The organism is Maribacter sp. PR1 (assembly GCF_028464145.1).
GTDB lineage: Bacteria > Bacteroidota > Bacteroidia > Flavobacteriales > Flavobacteriaceae > Maribacter.
The window spans coordinates 516,372-537,980 of record NZ_JAQPCG010000002.1; the positions used below are offsets into that span (position 1 = coordinate 516,372).

The window sequence follows — 21,609 nt, forward strand, 5'->3', positions numbered from 1 at the left end:
TGATATAAAATACTGAATTACAGTTTTTTAAGATTGTGGCATGTAAATAGTATTAAGAATGGCATACTATTAAAAAAATATGACGCATAAATTTAAAATAGCACTATTTGTACTTCTTATGATAGGAGTAAACGTATGGGCCCAAGAAAAATGGTCGTTGGATGAATGTGTATCCTATGCGCTGGAAAATAACTTACAGCTAAACGATTTTAAATACACCAATCAATCCAATAAGGAAACCTATGCTCAGTCCATAAGAAACTTACTTCCCTCGATTAACGCCAGTTCAGATTATTTCATCAATTCGGGTCGGGCGGAAGATCCTAATACCGGAACTTTTGTAACCCAAGATTTCTTTAGGAATAATTACTCCTTGGAATCTTCGATCGATTTATTTCAGGGATTCCAAAAAATAAATTCAATTAAAGCCTCAAAGTTTTTGTACAAAGCTACTAAGGAGGAGGTATTACAACAGAAATTTCTATTGGCCTTTAGAGTGATGCAAGCTTTTTATGATATCCAATTTTTTCAGGGTTTGGTCACTATATCTCAAGAACAGTTAGCCGTTTCAAAATCCAATTATGAATTGGTGAACAAACAAATTGAACTGGGCTTAAAAGCGGGCGCCGACTTATATGAGGCCGAGTCCTTATTGCTTACGGATGAATTGAATCTTACCCAAAGCAAGAATCAGTTAGCAGCGGCCAAGCTTGCCCTAATTCAAGAGATGAATTTAGAAGGGACCTCGCAAATAAACATTCAAGAACAATTGACAGATATAGGTAATGATATTGGTGGGGAAGAAATACAATCGGACTCTATTTATACCTTTGCCCGTGATTTTTTGCCTTTGATCAAGGCACAAGAATTAAGGGCGAAAGCTGCCAAAAAACAGGTTGCTGTATCCCGTGGGCGATTGTACCCTTCACTAACACTTTTTGCCGGTGTTGGGACCGGTTATTTTGAAACCAGAACTGATAGCTTGGGAAGTACTTTGCCATTTCGAGATCAGTTTAGAGACAATACCAATCAATATATTGGGGTAAGTTTAAACGTACCTATAAGCAATGGGTGGTCCGCAAGATCAAGAATTAAACAATCCAAGATTGAAAAATTGAGAGCGGAAAATAATTTAAAAACACAGGAACAAGTACTTTTCCAGACCATACAACAATTGGTGCAAGATCATAATTCCCTGTTGGTGGAGTTGGAACAAAGTGATCAAAAAGTTAAAGCACAAAACTTGGCATTTAACATTGCCCAGAAACGTTATGAAAAGGGTCTGATAAACGCATTGGAATTGTTCACGGCAAAAAATTTATTTGCCAGTGCACAAAATGAAAACTTGCAAGTAAGGCTAAGATCGGAGATTAATAAGAGTACCATAGATTTTTACAAGGGACTCCCTGTATTTAACATAAACTAATAAAAAGATTAGAAAATAGAATGGATATACAATTAGAAAAGAAAAAAGGATTACGACCCAAACATTACGGGTATATAGCATTGGGTATATTATTGCTCTTCGTAGGATATCAACTACTTTTTGCAACTTCGGTTTCAACTTTTAGGACTGAAAAAGACAAGTTGTCCATTGCTGAAGTTTCGCAAGGTAAGTTTGATGATTACATCACCATCAATGGTAATGTTGCACCCATCACAACCATTTACATGGATGCCTATGAAGGAGGACGGGTTACCGAAAAATTAATAGAGGAAGGAGCCATGGTGAAAAAGGGAGATATTATCCTAAAGTTGGAGAATATGAACCTTTATGAACAAATATTGGCTAGTGAAAGTAATTTGGCATTGAAACAAAATGATCTGCGTTCCACAAAATTAACTTTTGATTCGCGTCAAGTTGAGGGAAGACGTTCCTTGGCAACGGCCAGTACGGATTTGCAACGCCTAAAAAGAAACTTTGAGCAGAACAAGGCCCTTTATGACGAAGAATTGATTTCTCAAGAGGAATATCAGCTTTCAAAGGAAAACTATGAACTATCCAAAAAACAATATGAGATCGTTAAGGTACAGACAGAGAACGACAATGAGTTGAGAGAAAAATCCTTACCTGTATTGGAGGCTGATTTAAATCGTATGCAAAAGACCTTGGGTATGGTGTATCAGCGTCTGGACCATTTAAATGTACGTGCCCCCGCAGATGGCCAATTGGGTTTTTTGGATGCAGAAATAGGTCAGAATATTTCTCAAGGTCAACGTATAGGACAGATCAATGTGCTTACCGATTATAAAATTGAAGCGGATATAGACGAACATTATATTGATCGTGTAAAAAGGGATTTGAGTGCTATTTTGGAACGTAATGGAAATGAATTCCCATTACGGGTAAGGAAAGTTTATCCCGAGGTCAGAAACGGAAGGTTTAGGGTAGACTTGGTCTTTAATGACAATAAACCTGAAACAATACGTACAGGTCAGAGCTATAATATCAGATTACAATTGGGAGAATCCAGTGATGCCTTATTGGTGCCAAAAGGTAGTTTCTTCCAAAGTACAGGTGGCCAGTGGATATTTGTTGTTGGCCCAGATGGAGGAGAGGCACTAAAGAGACCCATCAGAATAGGAAAACAAAATTCTCGCTATTATGAGGTTTTAGAAGGATTGGATGCTGGGGAAAAAGTAATAACCAGTAATTATGACAGCTTTGGAGAAGCTGAAAGAATCGTATTAAAATAAAGAAAAACTGTCACATTCAGATGTACTGGATGTCATTATAACAATCAATTTAATCAAAAGTAGAGATGATAACTATTAAGAATTTAAAAAAGAGCTTCAGGACCGAGGAGGTAGAGACCTTGGCTTTAAATAATGTAAACCTTAAGGTGGAAGATGGTGAATTTGTCGCCATAATGGGACCCTCTGGCTGTGGGAAGTCCACCTTATTGAACATAGTAGGTATGTTGGACAATCCTACGGAAGGAAGCTACAATTTTGCCGGTCATGAAGTTGGCGGGCTTAAGGAAAGCCAACGTACCCAATTGCGAAAGGGAAATCTAGGTTTCGTATTCCAAAGCTTTAACCTTATCGATGAGCTAACGGTCTACGAAAATGTGGAACTACCACTCATCTATCTAAAAATGGGAAAGAGTGAGCGAAAGGAAAAAGTAATGAAGGTGCTGGAACGTATGAAAATCGCACATCGAGAGAAACACTTTCCGCAGCAATTATCCGGTGGGCAACAGCAACGTGTTGCTATTTCCAGAGCGGTGGTGACCAATCCAAAGTTAATTCTTGCGGATGAGCCAACGGGTAATTTGGATTCCAAAAATGGAATCGAAGTTATGAACCTATTGACGGAATTGAACCAAGAAGGAACTACAATCGTAATGGTTACGCACTCTGATCGAGATTCACATTACGCGCATAGAGTGGTGAATCTGTTCGACGGACAAATCGTAACAGAGAGTCAAAATAGGGCTATAGGGGCCATGATGTAAAAGGAGTTTATTCACTTACCCTAAGCAAGACCATTGAGCGTTGTAAAAATGGTTTCTAGGGTTCAATCAAAAATCAAGCAAATCAAAAAAAGAACAGTCATGAAAACAATTATACAGATAATTCAAAAAAAACTATTCATCACAGTTTTTTTGTTTCTTTCGACAATGGTCTTTGGCCAGCTCAAAAATATAGGGACGGACTCTTTTGAGAAGGTCATTGTAAGTCCACACATAGCAGTAACCTTTGTGGAGGGCAGTACCGAATCCGTTACCATTCATACCAGTACGGAACCTCTTGACAAATTGAATATTGAAGTGGTCGGCTCAACCCTAAGATTATATCTAGACGGCGCCAAGACGTACACAGACAGCAAAAAAGTAAAAGGTGATCATTATGATTATAAAAAGCCCATTTATAAAGGAACTGTAGTAACGGCCACTGTTACCTATAAAACGTTAAAAGAACTTTCTCTCCGTGGTGAGGAAAAGTTTGTTTGTGAAAGCCCTTTATCCGGCAAGGAATTTAAACTTAAGGTCTATGGCGAGTCCCAAATTTATATGAACAGCGTGGATTTCGATAATTTGACCACCACCATCTATGGTGAAAGCTATATTGAATTAAAAAATGGAACAGTTAAGCGTCAAAAAATTACGGCTTATGGTGAAACGACGGTCAATGCTTTGGGCGTGGATAGCGACGAGGTTAAAGTTGTGGCCTACGGTGAAGGTAGCTATAGAATAGCTGTGAATGATAGATTAAAAGTAACCGCGTACGGTGAAGCGACCATTGCGTATCAGGGTTCCCCCCAAGTAAGCAAAGGCATAGTAATCGGCGAAGCCAAAATATCCCCAATCGATTAGTCATAGGAGGAAATCATGTTCAAAAATCATCTAAAAATAGCTTGGCGAAATATTAAGAAGGACAAACTCTTTACCACCATTAAAATTGGTGGTTTTGCCATGGGGATTGCCGCCTGTCTACTTATTGCCATGTTTATTAGGAATGAACTAAGCTATGATGATCACTACCAGAATAAAGATAGAATTTTTAGGGTGGTGATGCAGGGCGTTATGAACGGTGAAGTTTTGAAGAGTGTTCATTTTCAAAATCTTTTTGCCGAAACCCTAGAATCTACGTATCCTGAAATTGAAAAAGCAGGTAAAATCAATACCAGTGAGCTCTTTGGGGCGGGAAGAAGAGCGTTTCGCGTTAAAGGGACATCTCAAAATAATTTTGAAGAGGGCTTCATCTTTGCCGACCAAGGTGCATTTGAAATATTGGAGTTCGATGTAAAGGAGGGCAGTCCTGATCAAGTACTGAGCAACCCAGGTAGTATTGTGATGACGGCCGAAAAGGCTGCTAAGTATTTTCCAAATGGTAATGCTCTTGGAAGTACTATTTTCCTTGATGACGATACCAGTAAACCATATACGGTTACCGGGGTTATCGATGAAAATCCTATGCAAAAATCACATCTAGATTTCGACTTTCTTTTAGTAGTAGAAGATAAAAACACCAGTTGGACGACCACCAATTATTTCACCTATCTATTAGTTGATCAAAATACAAATATTGCAACCTTAGAAAATAAAATGGCTGCAATATTAGAGGATTATTTTATACCGGCACAAGTAGAAAGAGGCGTGGGGGAAGATTTTATGGAGGTCTTAAAAACCTTAGAATATAAACTACAACCCGTTACGGACATTCACCTAAAGTCCGATATAAAAATGGGTGACCGGTTGAAACACGGTGACATACGGTTTGTCTGGCTCTTTGCGGCGATTGCCGGTTTCGTACTCTTATTAGCCATCATAAATTTTATCAATTTGTCCACTGCAAAATCAGCGAATAGGGCAAAAGAGGTAGGATTGAGAAAAACGGTTGGCGCTTTTAAAAGTAATTTAGTAAATCAGTTCTTAACGGAATCGGTGATTTTTAGCCTTATTTCATTTGTATTGGGCATTTTATTGGCGTGGGCCTTACTGCCAACCTTTAATTCAATCGCTGCTAAAAGTATCGTAATGCCATGGTCTGCATGGTGGTTCTTGCCTTTGTTATTGTTTGCGTCATTGTTTGTGGGGATTCTGGCTGGTCTCTACCCCGCTCTATACCTGTCTGCTTTTAAACCTGTCAATGTGCTCAAAGGAAATCTGAGCATCGGTAGTAAAAGTGGGAGTTTACGAAGTGGATTGGTCATTTTTCAATTTACCACATCCGTAGTATTGATTATAGGAACCCTAATTATCTACCAACAAATGAACTTCATTTTAGACAAGAAATTGGGTTATGATAAAGAACAGGTGCTTATGGTGCAAGGAGCCAATTTATTGAGCAATAATGTGAATACTTTTAAGGATAGATTATTAGGGCTATCGGAAGTAAAAAGTGTATCCGTAAGTGATTATTTACCGGTGGAAGGAACAAAGCGTAACGGCAATACTTTCAATAAAATAGGTGAAGGAGATCAAGAACGTGGCGTACCCGGTCAAATTTGGCGTGTAGATTTTGATTATATAAACACCCTTGGCCTTACTATGAACCAAGGGAGAGGTTTTTCGGAAGAATTTGCGAGTGACTCCTCGGCGATTGTCATTAACGCTGCTATGGCGAAAGAACTGGGATTTGACAATCCTATTGGAAAGCGGATTACTAATGGCCAGGAATGGACGGTTATCGGGGTACTTGAAGATTTTCATTTTAAAAGTCTCAAAGAAGAAATTACACCATTAAGCTTGGTCATAGGTAATAGTCCTAGTATTGTATCTGTAAAATTAAATGCTGCCGCTACCACTTCGGCTTTGCAGGATATTGAAAAAGTTTGGCAAGAATATGTACCCAACCAGGCTTTTGAATACACCTTTCTAGATCAAGAATTTACCCAAATGCACGATGATGTTCAGCGCGTGGGCAAAATATTCAACAGTTTTGCCTTGTTTGCCATACTGGTCGCTTGCTTGGGTCTGTTTGCCCTTTCTGCCTTTTTGGTGGAACAACGTAAAAAAGAAATCAGTATCCGGTTGGTTTTGGGCGCCCCTTTTAAAAGTATCTATCAATTGTTAACACTGGACTTTATGAAGTTGATTCTAATTTCCATAGGTATCGCTATACCTATAGGATGGTATATGATGAACCGTTGGTTAGAAGACTTTGCGTATAGAATTACCATAGGATGGGGAATTTTTATCTCAGCTGCCCTCATAGCGCTTGCTATTGCAATACTTACGATTAGCTATCAATCCATTATTGCAGCATTGACGAAACCACTAAAAAGTTTGCGTACGGAATAACTTCAAATTAAAAAACAAGGGACATGTTTAAAAACTATATCAAAATCGCTTGGCGAAATATTAAGGTTAATAGACTATTTTCCTTGATTAATATTATTGGTCTTTCCATAGGATTGGCGATTGTAATTCTCCTGTTTTTGTTCATTTCACATGAACAGAGTTTTGATACTATGTTCCCTAATAAGGACAGAATTCATAGGGTTTTGGTAGAAACGGATGGTGATTTTGGTTATGAAACTTGGGCCTCTACACCTCCCGTTGTAGCAAGTAGTTTGCAAAAAGAAGTGACCAATGTGGAAAAGGCGGCTAGAATGCTGAAACATGATTTTGGGGGTACGGCATCATTACGTGTTAACGATGAGAATTTTACGGAGGATCGGTTCTATTGGGTAGATAAAGAGTTGTTGTCCATATTTGATATTTCCATATTAAAAGGAGACAAGGTAGGTGCATTGGATCGGCCAAATACGGTAATTATTTCGGAAACGACAGCACAAATGTATTTTGGAAACGACAATCCTGTTGGCCAAGTATTACTCGTTGATGGTAGCCGAAAGCTAGAGGTAACAGGAGTGTATAAGGATTTTCCTGAAAATAGCACCTTGGATGCCGATGTAATGGCCTCTAGTAATGGTTATTGGTTTTATGAGAATACGTCTTGGAGTAATTCTAGTTTCGAGACCTATTGTCTACTAAAGAAAAATGTTTCTCTTGAGGCTACTTTGATTCAAGTGAGCCAAATGTTGGATGCCAACGTATCCAAAGAGAACCAATGGTACTCGCTTTCCCTGCAGCCTTTGAGTAACGTACACTTGCATTCTGCTTCTTTCGGCAATACCTATACCTCCCGTGTTGGGGATATCAATGAAGTGAGAAACCTGGGATATTTGGCGGTACTTATACTGTTGATTGCCTGCATGAACTATATGAACCTAACCACGGCACGATCTCAAAAGCGCTCAAAAGAAGTGGGTATCAGTAAAACCCTTGGCGCAACCTCTGGCTCTTTGGTAGGTAGGTTCTATATGGAAACCGGATTAATTACGGTCATTTCGATAGTGTTGGGCTTGCTTTTGGCAACTATGGTATTGCCCGCCTTTAATGCCTTGACCGACCAAGAATTAAAATTTGACCTATTACTTACGGGTAAATTTTTTGCTGTCCTATGTGTAATTTGGGTCATAACTACTTTTATATCGGGAATATACCCAGCGCTTTATTTGTCCCGTTTCTTACCCAAAGAAATCTTATCCCCTTCCCTAAAACAGGGAAAAGGAAACATGGCGGTAAGAAAGGGATTGGTAGTACTGCAGTTTGCTGCTTCTGCATCATTGATTGTGGGCGTGTTGGTCATTTATCAACAAACGCAATTTATTCAAAACAAGAATTTGGGTTTTGCTCCGGAAAACGTAATGGCCATATCCGTAAGGGGATTACGCGGAATGGAGAATCAAAGTGCTATGGTCCAGGAACTAAAGAGTTTAACCGATGTTACCTCGGTAGCTATGGCCCAAGGATATCCTAGTGTTGACGTAAGTGGACGTACCTTAAAAAAAAATCAATCGGATGAACATGGATTGAATATCCAGACCAATGTGGCCGATGCTGAAATAATCGATGTCTTAAATTTGAAACTTTTAGCGGGACAAGGACTTCCAATACATAAAAGTGAAGGCGATACATTGGTGGAAGTTGTTCTGAACAAAAAAGCTATTGATTATTTAGGCTTTTCCCCTGAGGAAGCCATTGGCAAGGAGGTATATATTGGGGTTCCCAACACCATTGTAGGCGTATTGAACGATTTTAACTATGAATCGTTACGCCAACCTATCGGTGCCTATGCATTTCATAATAATACCAGCGAAGGTAAATCCTTTATGTTGGTGCGCTTTAAATCAGGAAATATTTCCAATACCTTGTCGGGTTTAAAAATGGCCTTTAACAAAGTAGCTCCTGATCTAGATTTTGACTATATCTTCTTAGACCAGAATCTAGAGAATCTTTATGCACGTGAAAAAAGGGCCGGGCAAATAAGTATAGTATTCTGTATACTGGCCATTTTCGTGGCTGCCTTGGGCTTGTTCGGTTTGGCCGCATTTACTGCAGAGCAGCGAAGAAAAGAAATAGGTATACGTAAGGTTTTAGGTGCTTCGGTTGCCAGTGTAGCGCAGATGTTATCCAAGGATTTTGCAAAATTAGTATTCATTGCATTACTATGTGGTTTCCCCTTGGCCTATTGGCTTATGGAAAATTGGTTGGAAGGTTTTGCTTATCGCATACAAATTCAGTGGTGGGTATTTGTCATATCTGCAATTGTAGCTTTGGGTATAGCCTTATTAACGGTCAGTTTCCAATCTATCAGGGCTGCACTGACCAACCCTGTAAAAAGTTTGCGAACAGAGTAATACTGATAATTATGAATAAGCTTTTTCTGAAAATAGCAACCAGATATTTACTAAAGAACAAACTGTATTCTTTTATTAACATTTTTGGTCTAGCTATAGGCGTTGCTTCATTTATTTTCATCATGCTCTATGTAAATTATGAACGCAGCTATGATAGATTTGAGGGATCCGAAAATGTTTATCGCGTTTATATGGATTATTTGGAAGGGGACGAATGGGTTCCAGGTGATGCTAACGCTTATATTGTAAGCGCGCCAACTTTAAAAGACGAGTTTCCTGAAATTATTGATTTTGCGAGATTAAGGCAAGTGCGAGATATTCTATTGCTCCAACAAAATGCTATTTTCGATCATTTAAAAGGGTCATTGACAGACCCTTCTTTTCTTCAAATTTTTGATTATAGCTTATCTCAGGGAGATGCCAGTACAGCACTGAACGAACCTTACTCCATTGTTCTTACCGAGGCTTTGGCTGCGAAGATGTTCGGTAAGGAAAATCCCTTAGGAAAAGCTCTAAAAATCTTTGACTCCAACAGTCCAAATTTTACGGTGACGGGAGTACTCAAAGATGATAATCGTAACACCCACATTAAAAATGATTTTTTGGTTTCATTTAAAACCTTTTATACATGGGACGTCTTCGAAAGAGATTGGAAATATACATGGAACCAAAATATGTACTTTACTTATATTCAAGTTGATCCAATGGCGAATGCCGTGCAGTTACAAAATAAAATCAAGAATTTTAAGGTCGACGGATTACTTCATGAACGGCACAATATTGAACCGTTGGAAGATATTCACCTTTACTCCGATAAGCCCTACGAGGCCGAAGCCAATGGAAGTGCCAGTAGGATTACTTTCTTAATGGCCATTGCCCTTATCATCATCATACTTTCCTGGTTGAACTATATAAATCTTTCAACGGCCAAATCTTTGGAACGTGCCAAAGAAACGGGAATTAGAAAGGTCGCAGGAGCTTTAAAACCACAAATCATTTGGCAGTCGGTATTGGAATCGATGCTTCTCAATATCGTTTCAGTTATAATTGCCTTTTTAGTAGTGTTGGCTCTACTACCTTTATTCAACAGCTACATTGGAAAAGACTTGTCAATTCATCTTTCAAGTTTAAAGGGAATACTACCTATGTTGGGTTTTGTTTTGTTCGGGAGTTTGTTATCGGGTCTATATCCCGCTTTCGTATTAAGCAAATATTCGCCGGCTAAGGCACTTAAAGGAAAAATACAAACTTCCGGAAACGGTCTTATTGTTAGAAAAGTTTTGATTATGGGGCAATTTTTGGCGACCATTGTTTTATTGATAGGCACGATTATCGTAACCAAACAAATCAAATTTTTAGGAAATCAACCTATAGGGGCCGACCTTAATCAGGTGGTTGCTTTAAACGGGCAAGTTTTAAATTCCATTCCGGACTCCCTATTTACCAATAAACTTGAAACCTTTAAAAAGGAACTTGTAAAATTTCCTTTTGTTGAAATTACGTCCCAGGCAGAGACGTATCCCGGTGATGGATATGATGAACTAAATTCCAATTCGGGGATTACGTTCCCTGATGGAACAAGAGATGATAAGCGAATTACATATAATTATGCAGTAGATCAGAATTATTTTGAACTGATGGATATCGAATTTATCGCCGGAGGGCCTTTCAGACAAAATTCTGAAGGAAACAGTACCGACATTGTAATGAACGAAAAGTTCGTAAGGTTTATGGGAATTTCCAATATGGAAGATGCCATAGATAAGACCGTTGAATTTTTTGGTCGTGACAACACTATTGTAGGAGTCATAAAGGATTATCATCATTTTGGGCTCAAAACATCCATTGAACCTATGATATTACGTTATGATAAACAAGGCTCCAATTTATTGGTGAAATTCAATGAAGAGGCTTCTTCTGTTTCTGGCATGACAGGAGCCATTGGACAGATTCAGGAAAAGTGGACCGGTCAATTCCCCCAAAGTACTTTCAATTACACTTTTCTCGACCAAAAGTTCGAGGCGCAGTACAAAGAGGACAAAGCCTTTGGTTCGGCCTTTCAGGTTTTTACCATTCTAGCAATTTTGATTGCCTCCATGGGGCTTTTTGGGTTGACTTCCTATACCGTTATACAACGAAGGAAAGAAATTGGAATTCGAAAAGTCAATGGTGCCACTATCATCCAAATTCTCTCACTTTTAAATAAAGACTTTGTAAAATGGGTGGGACTTGCATTTATCATTGCCGTGCCAATCTCATGGTATGCCATGCACCGATGGCTAGAGGGGTTTGCCTATAAGACAACCATGAGTTGGTGGGTTTTTGGTCTGGCTGGAATTTTGGCCTTAATTATCGCATTGCTGACTGTTAGTTGGCAAAGTTTTAGGGCTGCAGTGGCGAATCCTGTGGAAGCATTGCGGAATGAATAATAATCAATCAAAAAAAATTAATCATGCTTAGAAACTATCTGAAAATAGCCTGGCGTAATCTTTTAAAGAACAAAGGGTATTCGGCAATTAATATTGGAGGGCTCGCAATAGGAATGACTTGCTTTTTATTGATAGCAATGTTCATACGAAATGAGCTTTCCTACGATAGCTATCATGAAAAAGGTGATAGGATTTATAGAGTGGTCCACCACAGCAGTCCCGATAATTCGGAGGATAGATGGATTTGGGGAAATGCCCCGGTAGGACCGGCATTAAAGGCCGACTTTCCAGAAGTCATTGAAAAAGTACAATTTTCGGGTAGATCGGATATCCTGTTGGAATATAATAAACGTTCTTTCCAAGAAGGCAATTGCTTTTATATGGAACCGAGTGCCTTTGAAGTGTTTACTTGGCCATTGATTTCCGGAAATCCTGAAACCGCCTTGGAAGCGCCCTATTCCATTGTCTTGACGGAAAGCACGGCGAGAAAATATTTTGGGAATGAGGATCCAATGGGCAAGGCTATTAATGGTATTGGTGGTAGGGCCAATGACGGAGTCTATACCGTAACAGGTGTCATGAAAGACGTCCCGGCCAATTCACATTTTTCTTTTGATGTGCTTATGTCCATGAGTTCGTTCTATCAGACCCGGCCTGAAATTTTTGATGCTTGGGGTTATGTGGATTTCTACACCTACTTTCTGGTCGATGAGAATTTTGACCAAGCAGCGTTTCAGGCAAAGATGCCGGCGTTTTTAGAAAGGAATCGCCCAGAGGAGAATGCGGAATATTATTACGACCTTTCTTTTGAACCTTTAAGTGAGGCGTATTTACAATCGAAAGCAGCAAGACAGCCGGGAATTACAGGTAGCCTATCCAATATATACATCTTTGCAATAATTGGTTTATTTATTCTGATTATAGCAAGTATCAATTTTATGAACTTGGCTACGGCACGTTCCTTGGAAAGGGCAAAGGAAGTAGGTATAAGAAAAGTAATTGGTGCCAATAAGAAAGGTTTGATATATCAATTTTTGGGGGAGTCCATGATTATGGTTCTTACGGCATCATTATTAGGCTTGGGGTTGGTTCTTCTTTGTCTTCCCGGCATGCGGGAAATTACGGGAAAACCATTTTCAACAGAAGAACTTTATAATGGATTTACCCTTTTGAGCTATGTGGGAATGGCCTTGGTCATAGGTTTGTTGTCCGGGAGCTATCCTGCTTTTGTGTTATCGGGTTTTAAACCGTCAAGTGTTTTGAAAGGGATTTTTAGAACCTCACAGAGTGGTAATAGACTTAGAAAAGGCTTGGTTGTATTTCAGTTTAGTCTTTCCATCGCTTTAATTGCAAGTACGGTAATCGTATACTTTCAATTAGGATATATGCTCGATAAAAATTTGGGTTTTGACAGGGAACAGCAATTGGTAATCGACTTTAATTGGGACGGTGAAGTGCTGGACAATATGGAAACCATAAAAAGCGAGTTTATGACCTTGCCAGAAGTAGTCTCCGTTGCCGGTTCGCGTACGGTTCCTGGAAGTCATTTTCCTGCTGCCGGAACCAATATAGAGACTCAGGAAGGACAAATGGAGCACTTTGAACCGTTCTTGTATGAAATCGATTTTGATTTTATTCCCCATTATGAAATAGAAGTAGTGGCAGGAAGATCTTATTCAAGGGAATTTGTAACGGATTCTACCCAGGCTATGGTAGTCAACGAAGCCGCAGCCAGAAGTTTTGGATATGCCGACCCAGCAAATATTATAGGAAAAAGTTTTGAACAATGGGGCCGTGAAGGTACCATTGTGGGCGTAGTAAAGGATTTTAATTATTTGTCCTTACACCAGAAAGTGGCACCATTGACTTTGCGGTACTCGCAATATGGCAAGTACCTTTCGTTAAAGGTGAAATCGGACAATATTCAACAAGCCATAACCAAGATCGAAAGCAAATGGTCGGAACTGGCACCCCATCGTCCTTTTCTCTATAGTTTCTTAGATCAATCATTTAACCAGCAATATGAAGCTGATTTTAAGTTTAAAAACCTCTTTACCATTTTTTCCTTTTTGGCCATATTAATTGCTTGCTTAGGGTTGTTGGGCTTGGCAACATACAGTGCAGTTCAAAGGACCAAGGAGATAGGGGTTCGCAAGGTTTTGGGGGCTGAAGTATCCAGTATTGCCTTACTATTATCCAAGGATTTTATGAAGCTGGTATTGTTGGCCATATTTATTGCAACTCCTTTCTCATGGTATGCCATGAACAAATGGTTGAACGATTATGCCTATCAAATAGATATACATTGGTGGGTCTTTGCCATGTCCGGAGCTATTGCATTGGCCATTGCCATAGCTACTGTAAGTTTTCAGGCGATAAAAGCGGCCAGAGCAAATCCTGTTAAAAGCTTAAGAACGGAATGATATTTTAAAACCCAATCCCCATTAGCAAAGTTGAGAGGTTGGAAGTATCGACTTCGCTCTAACCAACAAAAGAAGAGAACCATGATTAAAAACTATTTTAAAATTGCGTTTCGTAGCCTCTGGAAGAATAAGGCCTATAGTGCCCTAAATATTTTCGGCTTGGCGATTGGAATTACCTGTGCCAGTCTAATACTACTATGGGTCGAGGACGAAGTGAACTTTAATAGCGTTTTTCCTAAACAGGATTTGGTATACTATGTACCGACCAATCAAACTTTTGAGGGTGAAGTATATACATATTATTCCACGCCGGGACCGTTGGCAAAGGATTTAAAGGATGAGATACCGGAAATCACTAAATCTTCTACTACTTGGGGCGGAGAAATTTTACTTTCCGATGGCGAAAATGGAGTCAATCGATATGGCAGGTATGTAGATCCTGATTTTTTGGACATTTTCAGTCTTAATTTTTTAGAGGGAGAATTAAAGGGTGCACTATCAAGGCCAGATGGAATCATCTTGACCCAAGAAACTGCCGCAACGCTTTTCGGTTCGGATAAAAAAGTGCTTAACCGTGTTATAAAAGTCAATAACGAATATAGTTTTACGGTTACCGGGGTTGTGGAAGACCTACCTAACAATGTCACCTTTGGGTTCAACTGGCTTCTGCCTTTTGAACGATTTCAGCTAGGGGAAGAAGATATGTCTTGGACAAAGGAATATGGTAACAACTTTGCCGACACCTTTGTAGAACTTGCCCCAAATTCCGACTTTAAAGTAGTGGATAACAAAGTAAGGGCAATGATTGCCTCTAAAATGGATAGCGAAAATGAATCGCCAAATGAGGCTTTTTTACATTCCATCAAAGATTGGCATTTACGTTCAGATTTTAGCGGGGGAAAAAAGGTTGGAGGACAAATTACCTTTGTTCGCTTGGTAGCATTTATTGCATTGATTATCCTATTGATTGCTTGCATCAATTTTATGAACTTATCAACTGCTAGAAGTGAAAAAAGGGCTAACGAAGTAGGGGTACGAAAAGTATTGGGTTCCAGTAAAAAGCTACTGGTCTCCCAATTTATGATGGAAGCCTTGATTATGGCAGGTATTTCCGCTTTGTTCAGTATTGTGTTATTGCTGGTGTTATTACCACCCTTTAATACTCTTGTTGAAAAACAGATGGAATTAAGGGTACTTGAACCCCTACATATATTTTCACTTCTTGGAATTACTTTGGTCTCGGGTCTTTTAGCAGGTTGGTATCCTGCCCTATATCTTTCTTCCTTTAGACCTGCTCAGGTTCTTAAAGGTACTGGTAAAAGTCATGGCAGCGCAACGTTGATTCGTAAAGCACTTGTGGTTACTCAATTTGCGGTATCTATAGTTTTCATTATTTGTAGTATTATAATCTATCAGCAAATACAACATGTTAGAGCTCGTGATGTCGGTTATGAAAAAGAGAACTTAGTTAATGTTTCGGTTAGTGGGAACATGATAGATAAATTCTACCCAATTAAAGAAGATTTGATCGCTTCCGGTGTAGTCGATAATGTTGCACTTTCCAATTCTTATATGTTATCCAGTGGCAACAACGGAGCAGGCCTGAGCTGGCAAGGAGGTGTAAATACTGATGATGTTCTTGTGAGATTTAGATATGTGAGCCCTAGTTTTTTTAATACGGTTGGTTTAGAAATGGTTGAAGGGCATGGTTTTAATGATGATAGGGCCGTGGATAGTACCAATGTAATTATAACCCAATCTTTTGCCAATCTTATGGGCGATAAGAGTGCTCTAGGTAAGACCATCATGCGCAATAACACCAATTATAACGTAATAGGGGTTGTCAAGGATTATCTCTATGGCGATATGTATGGTAATGGAAAAACAGGTCCCGTCATGTTCTATAATAATTATGATTTTGGTAATGCCATGTATATTAATATAAGACCGGAATCTTCAAGGGCAGAGGCATTAGGAGCGATTGAGCGGATCCTCAAGGAATACAACCCATCGTTTCCATTTGAATATCGTTTTGAAAATGATTTGTTTAATTCCAGGTTCAGAAATGAGGAATTGGTTGGTAAGCTCGCGAAAATATTTTCTATTCTGGCTATCATAATTTCTTGTCTTGGGCTGTTTGGGCTTGCGACATATACTGCTGAGCAGCGCAAAAAGGAGATAGGAGTTCGAAAGGTCTTGGGGGCCAGTGTCTCGAGAATTGTTAACCTACTTTCCAAAGATTTTTTAAAGTTGGTGTTCATTTCAATTTTAATTGCTATTCCATTAGCATGGTATGCCATGCAAAATTGGCTGGAAAGCTTTGCTTATCGTATTGAAATTAATTGGTTGGTATTTGTCATTGCCGGAGCTATTGCCATCTCTATTGCCCTATTCACGGTTAGTTTTCAAGCATTCAAAGCGGCCATGGCCAATCCTGTAAAAAGTTTGCGGACAGAGTAGGGAAACTACTTTTTTCATAATCAAGTATTGATTTTTAATTAATTGGAACTATTTGATTTAAGAATATTCCTTGTAAATATATTGTACATTATTTGTCAAAATATTTTACACTTGATCAATATAATAATTTGTTAAATATTTAATAATCAATTATTTATCTAATTGGCATGAAATTGGTCACGCTATAATATGAGCCACTATATCAACTTGTGCTGAGCATAGTCGAAGCATCAATCAAAAAATCATAGATCATGTTTAAAAATCACATCAAAATCGCTTGGAGGAGTTTAAAGAAGCAACCCTTCTTTACGTTCCTAAATACCTTTGGTCTTGCTATTGGTATGGCGGGAGCTCTACTTATTTCATTATATATCTACGACGAGTTAACCTATGACACCATGTTTGCAGATGCAGACAGAATCTATAGGGTAAATGCAGATATAAAATTTGGTGGCGATGCCCGAAAGTATGCCGTAACCCCTGCACCAATGGCAGAGGCTCTGGAAAACGATTTTTCCGAAATTGAAGAGGTTACCCGGTTTAGGACTAGGGGGAGTGCCCTGGTCAGAAAAGTTGGGGCGGAGGCTAATGTTAAGGAAGAACAGACAACCTTCGTGGATGCCTCCTTTTTTGACATGTTCGGGATTAAACTAATTGAAGGTGATCCAAATACAGCGCTTAAAAATCCGAATACGATAGTAATGACAAGGACAGCAGCGGAAAAGCACTTTGGGGTTTCCAGTGCTGTCGGTCAGGATCTATTGTTGAACAATGAGGAGTCATTTACGGTAACGGGAGTAATCGAGGATTTACCCAATAACTCTTTTTTGAGAGATTACAGTTTGTTCGAGGCTATGGCCGGCAATGAAGATTCCGAAATAGTAAATTGGGGAAGTAATAATTATCAAACCTATTTTAAATTGATTCCCTCTGCGAATGTTGAGGATATTAAAGAGCCCTTGGAAGGTTTTTTGGGTAAATATGTAATTCCCGGGGTACAGCGGTATATGCCCGGAATAACCGAGGAACAATTCAAAGCAGCAGGAAACTATTTGATTTACAGCATAATTCCTTTGACCGATATTCATTTAAGTTCTAATTTGGTTGCCGAGATTAGTGCCAATAATGATATGCAGAGTATTTACATACTCTCTTTTATTGCTATATTTTTAATTGTTTTGGCCTGTGTAAATTTTATGAATCTTTCCACGGCGCAATCCCTGAAAAGAGCCAAGGAGGTCGGCGTTCGTAAAACCTTGGGGTCTAACAAGAGGGATTTGGTAAGGCAGTTTCTGGTGGAGTCTGGCTTAATTTCTTTTATATCGTTGCTTTTGGCTTTGGTTTTGGCCGTATCGGCCCTACCCTTCTTTAACGACTTGGCTGATAAGGACATTTCACTTCCGTTTCTAAATCCTTTCTTTTGGCTAATTTTATTGGGAGCAGTAATTCTTTTGGGTCTTTTTTCGGGAAGTTATCCGGCATTCTTCATGTCAAGATTCATCCCCGTAAATGTGCTTAAAGGCGGTGGGCATAGTAGTGTAGGTGGTGGAAAAATTAGGAATTCCTTAGTGGTCTTTCAATTTGCCATATCGGTATTCTTGATTATAAGTACTTTGGTGGTATATCAACAATTAAAGTACATTCAAAGTAAGGACCTCGGTTTTTCAAAGGATCAAGTATTGGTCGTTAATGACGTATATACTGCTGGAAGCAAAGCGAGTTCTTTTAAGGAACAAGTGAAGCAACTAGGCTTTGTTAAAAACGCCACGTTAAGTAGTTTTTTCCCAACCCCGTCAAGTAGAAGCGATAATACGTTTGTACCAGAAGAAGGACTAACAGATCAGGAGAATGCGGTAAGTATGCAAACTTGGGGAGTAGATTATGACTATGTTCCAACTATGGGTTTTGAGTTGGTTGCCGGACGTAACTTTGATGAAAATTTCGGTAACGATTCTACGGCTATTATTGTCAATGAAACTGCCGTAAAGGTTATGAAACTTAACCCTGAGACTGCCTTGGGAAAAAGATATTCACCCGATTTTAATGCGGAAAATCCTGAGTTTTTTACCATAGTTGGTGTGGTTAAGGATTTCCACTTCGAATCTATGAAGGAAGAAATCGATGCCCTTAGTCTTCGCCTAACTCAAGGTGCCTACGCCATGGCCATAAAAATAGAAGCAGGTAACTTTGATAATGCAGTTTCAGAAATAGAAGGGGTTTGGAACAACATAGTACCTGGAGAACCCTTTAATTATTACTTCATGGATGATTCCTTTAATGACTCCTATCAAAGTGAGCAAAGATTGGGTAATATATTCGTCATTTTTACAATACTGTCTATCATTATTGCCTGTTTGGGATTATTTGGATTAGCTGCCTTTAATGCCGAAAAACGCGTAAAGGAAATTGGCGTTCGCAAAGTGCTCGGTGCAAGCGTAGGACAAATTTCGGTAAAGCTCACCATGGATTTTTTAAAGTTGGTTGGTGTGGCCATTTTAATTTCTTTGCCACTAGGATGGTATGCCATGAACAAGTGGTTAGAGGATTTCTCCTATAAAATTGATATTCCTTGGTGGGTGTTCGCATTAGCCGCCTTCTTGGCCATAGCCGTTGCGGTCATTACGGTGAGTTATCAAAGTATTAAGGCTTCCCTTGTGAATCCGGTAAAAAGTTTGCGGACGGAATAATTAAAAAAGACGGTCATGTTTAAGAATCACTTAAAAATAGCTTGGAGAAGTTTAAAAAAACAACCTGTTTTTACATTTCTAAACACTTTTGGTCTTGCTATAGGAATGGCGGGAGCACTGTTAATCTCATTATATATCCATGATGAGTTAAGTTTTGATAAGATGTTTGCCGATGCCGAGCGTATTTATAGGATTGATACAGACATTAAATTTGGAGGGGCAGAAATGAGATCGGCCGAAGCAGCTGCCCCAATGGCCGCAACCATGCAGGGGGATTTTGCACAGGTGGAATCTACCGTTAGGTTTCGAGATAGAGGAAGCCTATTATTAAGAAAAACTGGAACCGAGACCAATACAAAGGAATTAAGGGTATCATTTGCCGATTCTACTTTGTTCGATTTTTTCGGAATTGATTTGTTAGTTGGTGATTCAAATACAGCTCTGGTAGAACCAAATACGATGGTGCTTACCAAAACAGCCGCGGAAAAGCACTTTGGAATTGACAATGCGCTTGGGCAGACTATGTTGTTGAACAATAGTGATACATATACGGTTACAGGGGTTATTAATGATTTACCAAAAAGTTCTTTTTTAAGGGACCATTCCGTTTTCATGGCAATGTCCGGTTATGCGGATGCCCAATTGATTCATTGGGGGAGTAACAACTATTATACGTTCGTAAAGCTCATTCCATCGGCAAATGTTGCTGACTTTCAAGAACCATTGGCCGGAATGTTCGATACCTACATGTTACCATGGGCGCAACAACACTTTCCTGGAATTACCAAAAAGTCTTTTATAGAGGCAGGTAATTATTTAAGATACCACACTATTCCACTTACGGACATCCACCTTTATTCCAATAAAGATTCCGAGATGAGCGCGAACAGTAGTATTCAGAATATATACATTCTTTCTTTTATAGGTCTATTTTTGATAGTTCTGGCTTGTGTGAATTTTATGAATCTTTCTACAGCCTATTCTCTAAAGCGTGCCAAAGAGGTGGGAGTACGAAAAACGCTAGGCTCAAATAAGAGGGAATTGATCAGGCAATTTTTAACGGAGTCGTGCTTGATTTCATTTATTTCTTTGTTGATTGCACTGGTACTTACTATTGTAGTACTTCCATTTTTCAATGAACTATCGGATAAAGCAGTGTCAATTCCTTTTACCGATCCCATATTTTGGGTACTATTACTCATAGCTACCCTTCTGTTGGCATTACTTTCCGGAAGTTATCCTGCCTTTTTTATGTCAAAATTCAAGCCGGTTAAAACCCTCAAAGGTGGAGCACAGAGTAATGTAGGAGGAGGAAATATTAGAAACGCCTTGGTTGTTTTTCAATTTACAATATCAATTTTCTTAATCGTAAGCACATTGGTCGTATTTCAACAGCTAAATTTTATACAGCGCAAAGATTTGGGCTTTTCCAAGGGGCAAATAGTTCTTGTTGAGGATGTTTTTGCGGTGGGAGATAGGCTGGCGTCCTTCAAAGAAGAGATGTTAAAAATTGGTGATGTAGAAAATGCGACAATAAGTTACTATTTGCCAACGCCATCTTCAAGGTCTAATAGTTCTTATTTTAAGGAGGGAGCAATGACGCAAGAAAATGCCATACAGATGCAGACTTGGGACGTAGATCTTGACTATATTGAGACTTTAGGCATGGAGTTGGTAGCCGGTCGAAATTTCAATGAGCAATTTGCCACAGATTCTATAGCGGTAATAATCAATGAGGCAACCTTAAAGGTTCTGGGTATGAATGCCGATGAAGCACTAGGAACCCGAATCTCCCAGGATATTGATCTAGAAAGGCCTCAATTCTATAAGGTTATTGGGGTGGTGAAAGATTTTCATTATGAATCTTTAAGGGAAAATATCAGTGCACTTGGTCTTTTTTGGAATCAGACTCCAGGAGTATTGGCAGCGAAAATTAGCCCGGGTAAGTACAACGAAACCCTATTTGAACTTGAAAATGTCTGGGAGACCTTTGCTCCGGGACAACCATTTAATTATCGCTTTATGGATGATTCCTTCAATACCACTTATGAAGCGGAGCGACGTTTGAGTAAAATCTTTATCATATTTACTATTCTTTCCATTTTTATAGCCTGTTTGGGATTATTTGGATTAGCTGCTTTTAATGCCCAAAAAAGAACCAAGGAAATTGGGGTTAGAAAAGTGATGGGAGCTACCGTAAGCCAGATTTCTTACCGGCTTACGGTGGATTTTCTAAAATTGGTAGGCATCGCCATATTTATTTCACTTCCAATAGGTTGGTATGCAATGAACCAATGGTTACAGGATTTTTCATATAGAATTGAAATAGCATGGTGGGTATTTTTATTGGCCGCGGTATTGGCACTAGGCGTTGCCATATTAACGGTAAGCTATCAAAGTATTAAAGCCGCTATAGTAAACCCTGTAAAAAGTTTGCGGACAGAATGAAAATTTGA

The 21,609-nt window shown here is 39.1% G+C and carries 11 protein-coding genes; all 11 read left to right on the plus strand.

Features of this window, described 5'->3' with window-relative positions; genetic code table 11:
- The first annotated feature begins 79 nt into the window (after positions 1–79).
- The 11 genes from PP182_RS06000 to PP182_RS06050 all read left to right on the plus strand — a co-directional run bounded on the left by PP182_RS06000 (position 80) and on the right by PP182_RS06050 (position 21,601).
- Positions 80–1,426, plus strand: a complete 1,347-nt coding sequence (locus PP182_RS06000) for a TolC family protein (protein ID WP_272650430.1) — start codon at positions 80–82, stop codon at positions 1,424–1,426.
- 20 nt (positions 1,427–1,446) lie between these two features.
- Positions 1,447–2,697, plus strand: coding sequence for an efflux RND transporter periplasmic adaptor subunit (locus PP182_RS06005; protein ID WP_272650431.1), 1,251 nt, complete (start codon positions 1,447–1,449; stop codon positions 2,695–2,697).
- A 65-nt stretch (positions 2,698–2,762) separates the two neighbouring features.
- Positions 2,763–3,458 (plus strand): ABC transporter ATP-binding protein, encoded by a 696-nt coding sequence (locus PP182_RS06010; protein WP_272650432.1) that lies wholly within the window; start codon positions 2,763–2,765, stop codon positions 3,456–3,458.
- 99 nt (positions 3,459–3,557) lie between these two features.
- Positions 3,558–4,319 (plus strand): head GIN domain-containing protein, encoded by a 762-nt coding sequence (locus PP182_RS06015; RefSeq protein WP_272650433.1) that lies wholly within the window; start codon positions 3,558–3,560, stop codon positions 4,317–4,319.
- Positions 4,320–4,334: 15 nt separating this feature from the next.
- Positions 4,335–6,749, plus strand: coding sequence for an ABC transporter permease (locus PP182_RS06020; RefSeq protein WP_272650434.1), 2,415 nt, complete (start codon positions 4,335–4,337; stop codon positions 6,747–6,749).
- Positions 6,750–6,772: 23 nt separating this feature from the next.
- A complete protein-coding gene (locus PP182_RS06025) occupies positions 6,773–9,154 on the plus strand; it encodes an ABC transporter permease (protein ID WP_272650435.1) in 2,382 nt (793 codons plus the stop codon).
- Between the two features lie 11 nt (positions 9,155–9,165).
- Complete coding sequence (locus PP182_RS06030) at positions 9,166–11,583, plus strand: ABC transporter permease (protein ID WP_272650436.1); 2,418 nt, start codon at positions 9,166–9,168, stop codon at positions 11,581–11,583.
- Positions 11,584–11,606: 23 nt separating this feature from the next.
- Complete coding sequence (locus tag PP182_RS06035; protein WP_272650437.1) at positions 11,607–14,006, plus strand: ABC transporter permease; 2,400 nt, start codon at positions 11,607–11,609, stop codon at positions 14,004–14,006.
- Positions 14,007–14,087: 81 nt separating this feature from the next.
- Positions 14,088–16,466, plus strand: a complete 2,379-nt coding sequence (locus PP182_RS06040) for an ABC transporter permease (RefSeq protein ID WP_272650438.1) — start codon at positions 14,088–14,090, stop codon at positions 16,464–16,466.
- 251 nt (positions 16,467–16,717) lie between these two features.
- Entirely contained in the window at positions 16,718–19,153 is a 2,436-nt protein-coding gene (locus PP182_RS06045; protein ID WP_272650439.1) for an ABC transporter permease, read from the plus strand.
- A gap of 15 nt (positions 19,154–19,168) precedes the next feature.
- Positions 19,169–21,601, plus strand: coding sequence for an ABC transporter permease (locus tag PP182_RS06050; protein WP_272650440.1), 2,433 nt, complete (start codon positions 19,169–19,171; stop codon positions 21,599–21,601).
- Positions 21,602–21,609 lie beyond the last annotated feature (8 nt).

Bases quoted from the DNA above. Each gene is read 5' to 3' on its own strand.
- PP182_RS06000 (WP_272650430.1), top strand. From the start codon at position 80: ATGACGCATAAATTTAAAATAGCACTATTTGTACTTCTTATGATAGGA.
- PP182_RS06005 (WP_272650431.1), top strand. From the start codon at position 1,447: ATGGATATACAATTAGAAAAGAAAAAAGGATTACGACCCAAACATTAC.
- PP182_RS06010 (WP_272650432.1), top strand. From the start codon at position 2,763: ATGATAACTATTAAGAATTTAAAAAAGAGCTTCAGGACCGAGGAGGTA.
- PP182_RS06015 (WP_272650433.1), top strand. From the start codon at position 3,558: ATGAAAACAATTATACAGATAATTCAAAAAAAACTATTCATCACAGTT.
- PP182_RS06020 (WP_272650434.1), top strand. From the start codon at position 4,335: ATGTTCAAAAATCATCTAAAAATAGCTTGGCGAAATATTAAGAAGGAC.
- PP182_RS06025 (WP_272650435.1), top strand. From the start codon at position 6,773: ATGTTTAAAAACTATATCAAAATCGCTTGGCGAAATATTAAGGTTAAT.
- PP182_RS06030 (WP_272650436.1), top strand. From the start codon at position 9,166: ATGAATAAGCTTTTTCTGAAAATAGCAACCAGATATTTACTAAAGAAC.
- PP182_RS06035 (WP_272650437.1), top strand. From the start codon at position 11,607: ATGCTTAGAAACTATCTGAAAATAGCCTGGCGTAATCTTTTAAAGAAC.
- PP182_RS06040 (WP_272650438.1), top strand. From the start codon at position 14,088: ATGATTAAAAACTATTTTAAAATTGCGTTTCGTAGCCTCTGGAAGAAT.
- PP182_RS06045 (WP_272650439.1), top strand. From the start codon at position 16,718: ATGTTTAAAAATCACATCAAAATCGCTTGGAGGAGTTTAAAGAAGCAA.
- PP182_RS06050 (WP_272650440.1), top strand. From the start codon at position 19,169: ATGTTTAAGAATCACTTAAAAATAGCTTGGAGAAGTTTAAAAAAACAA.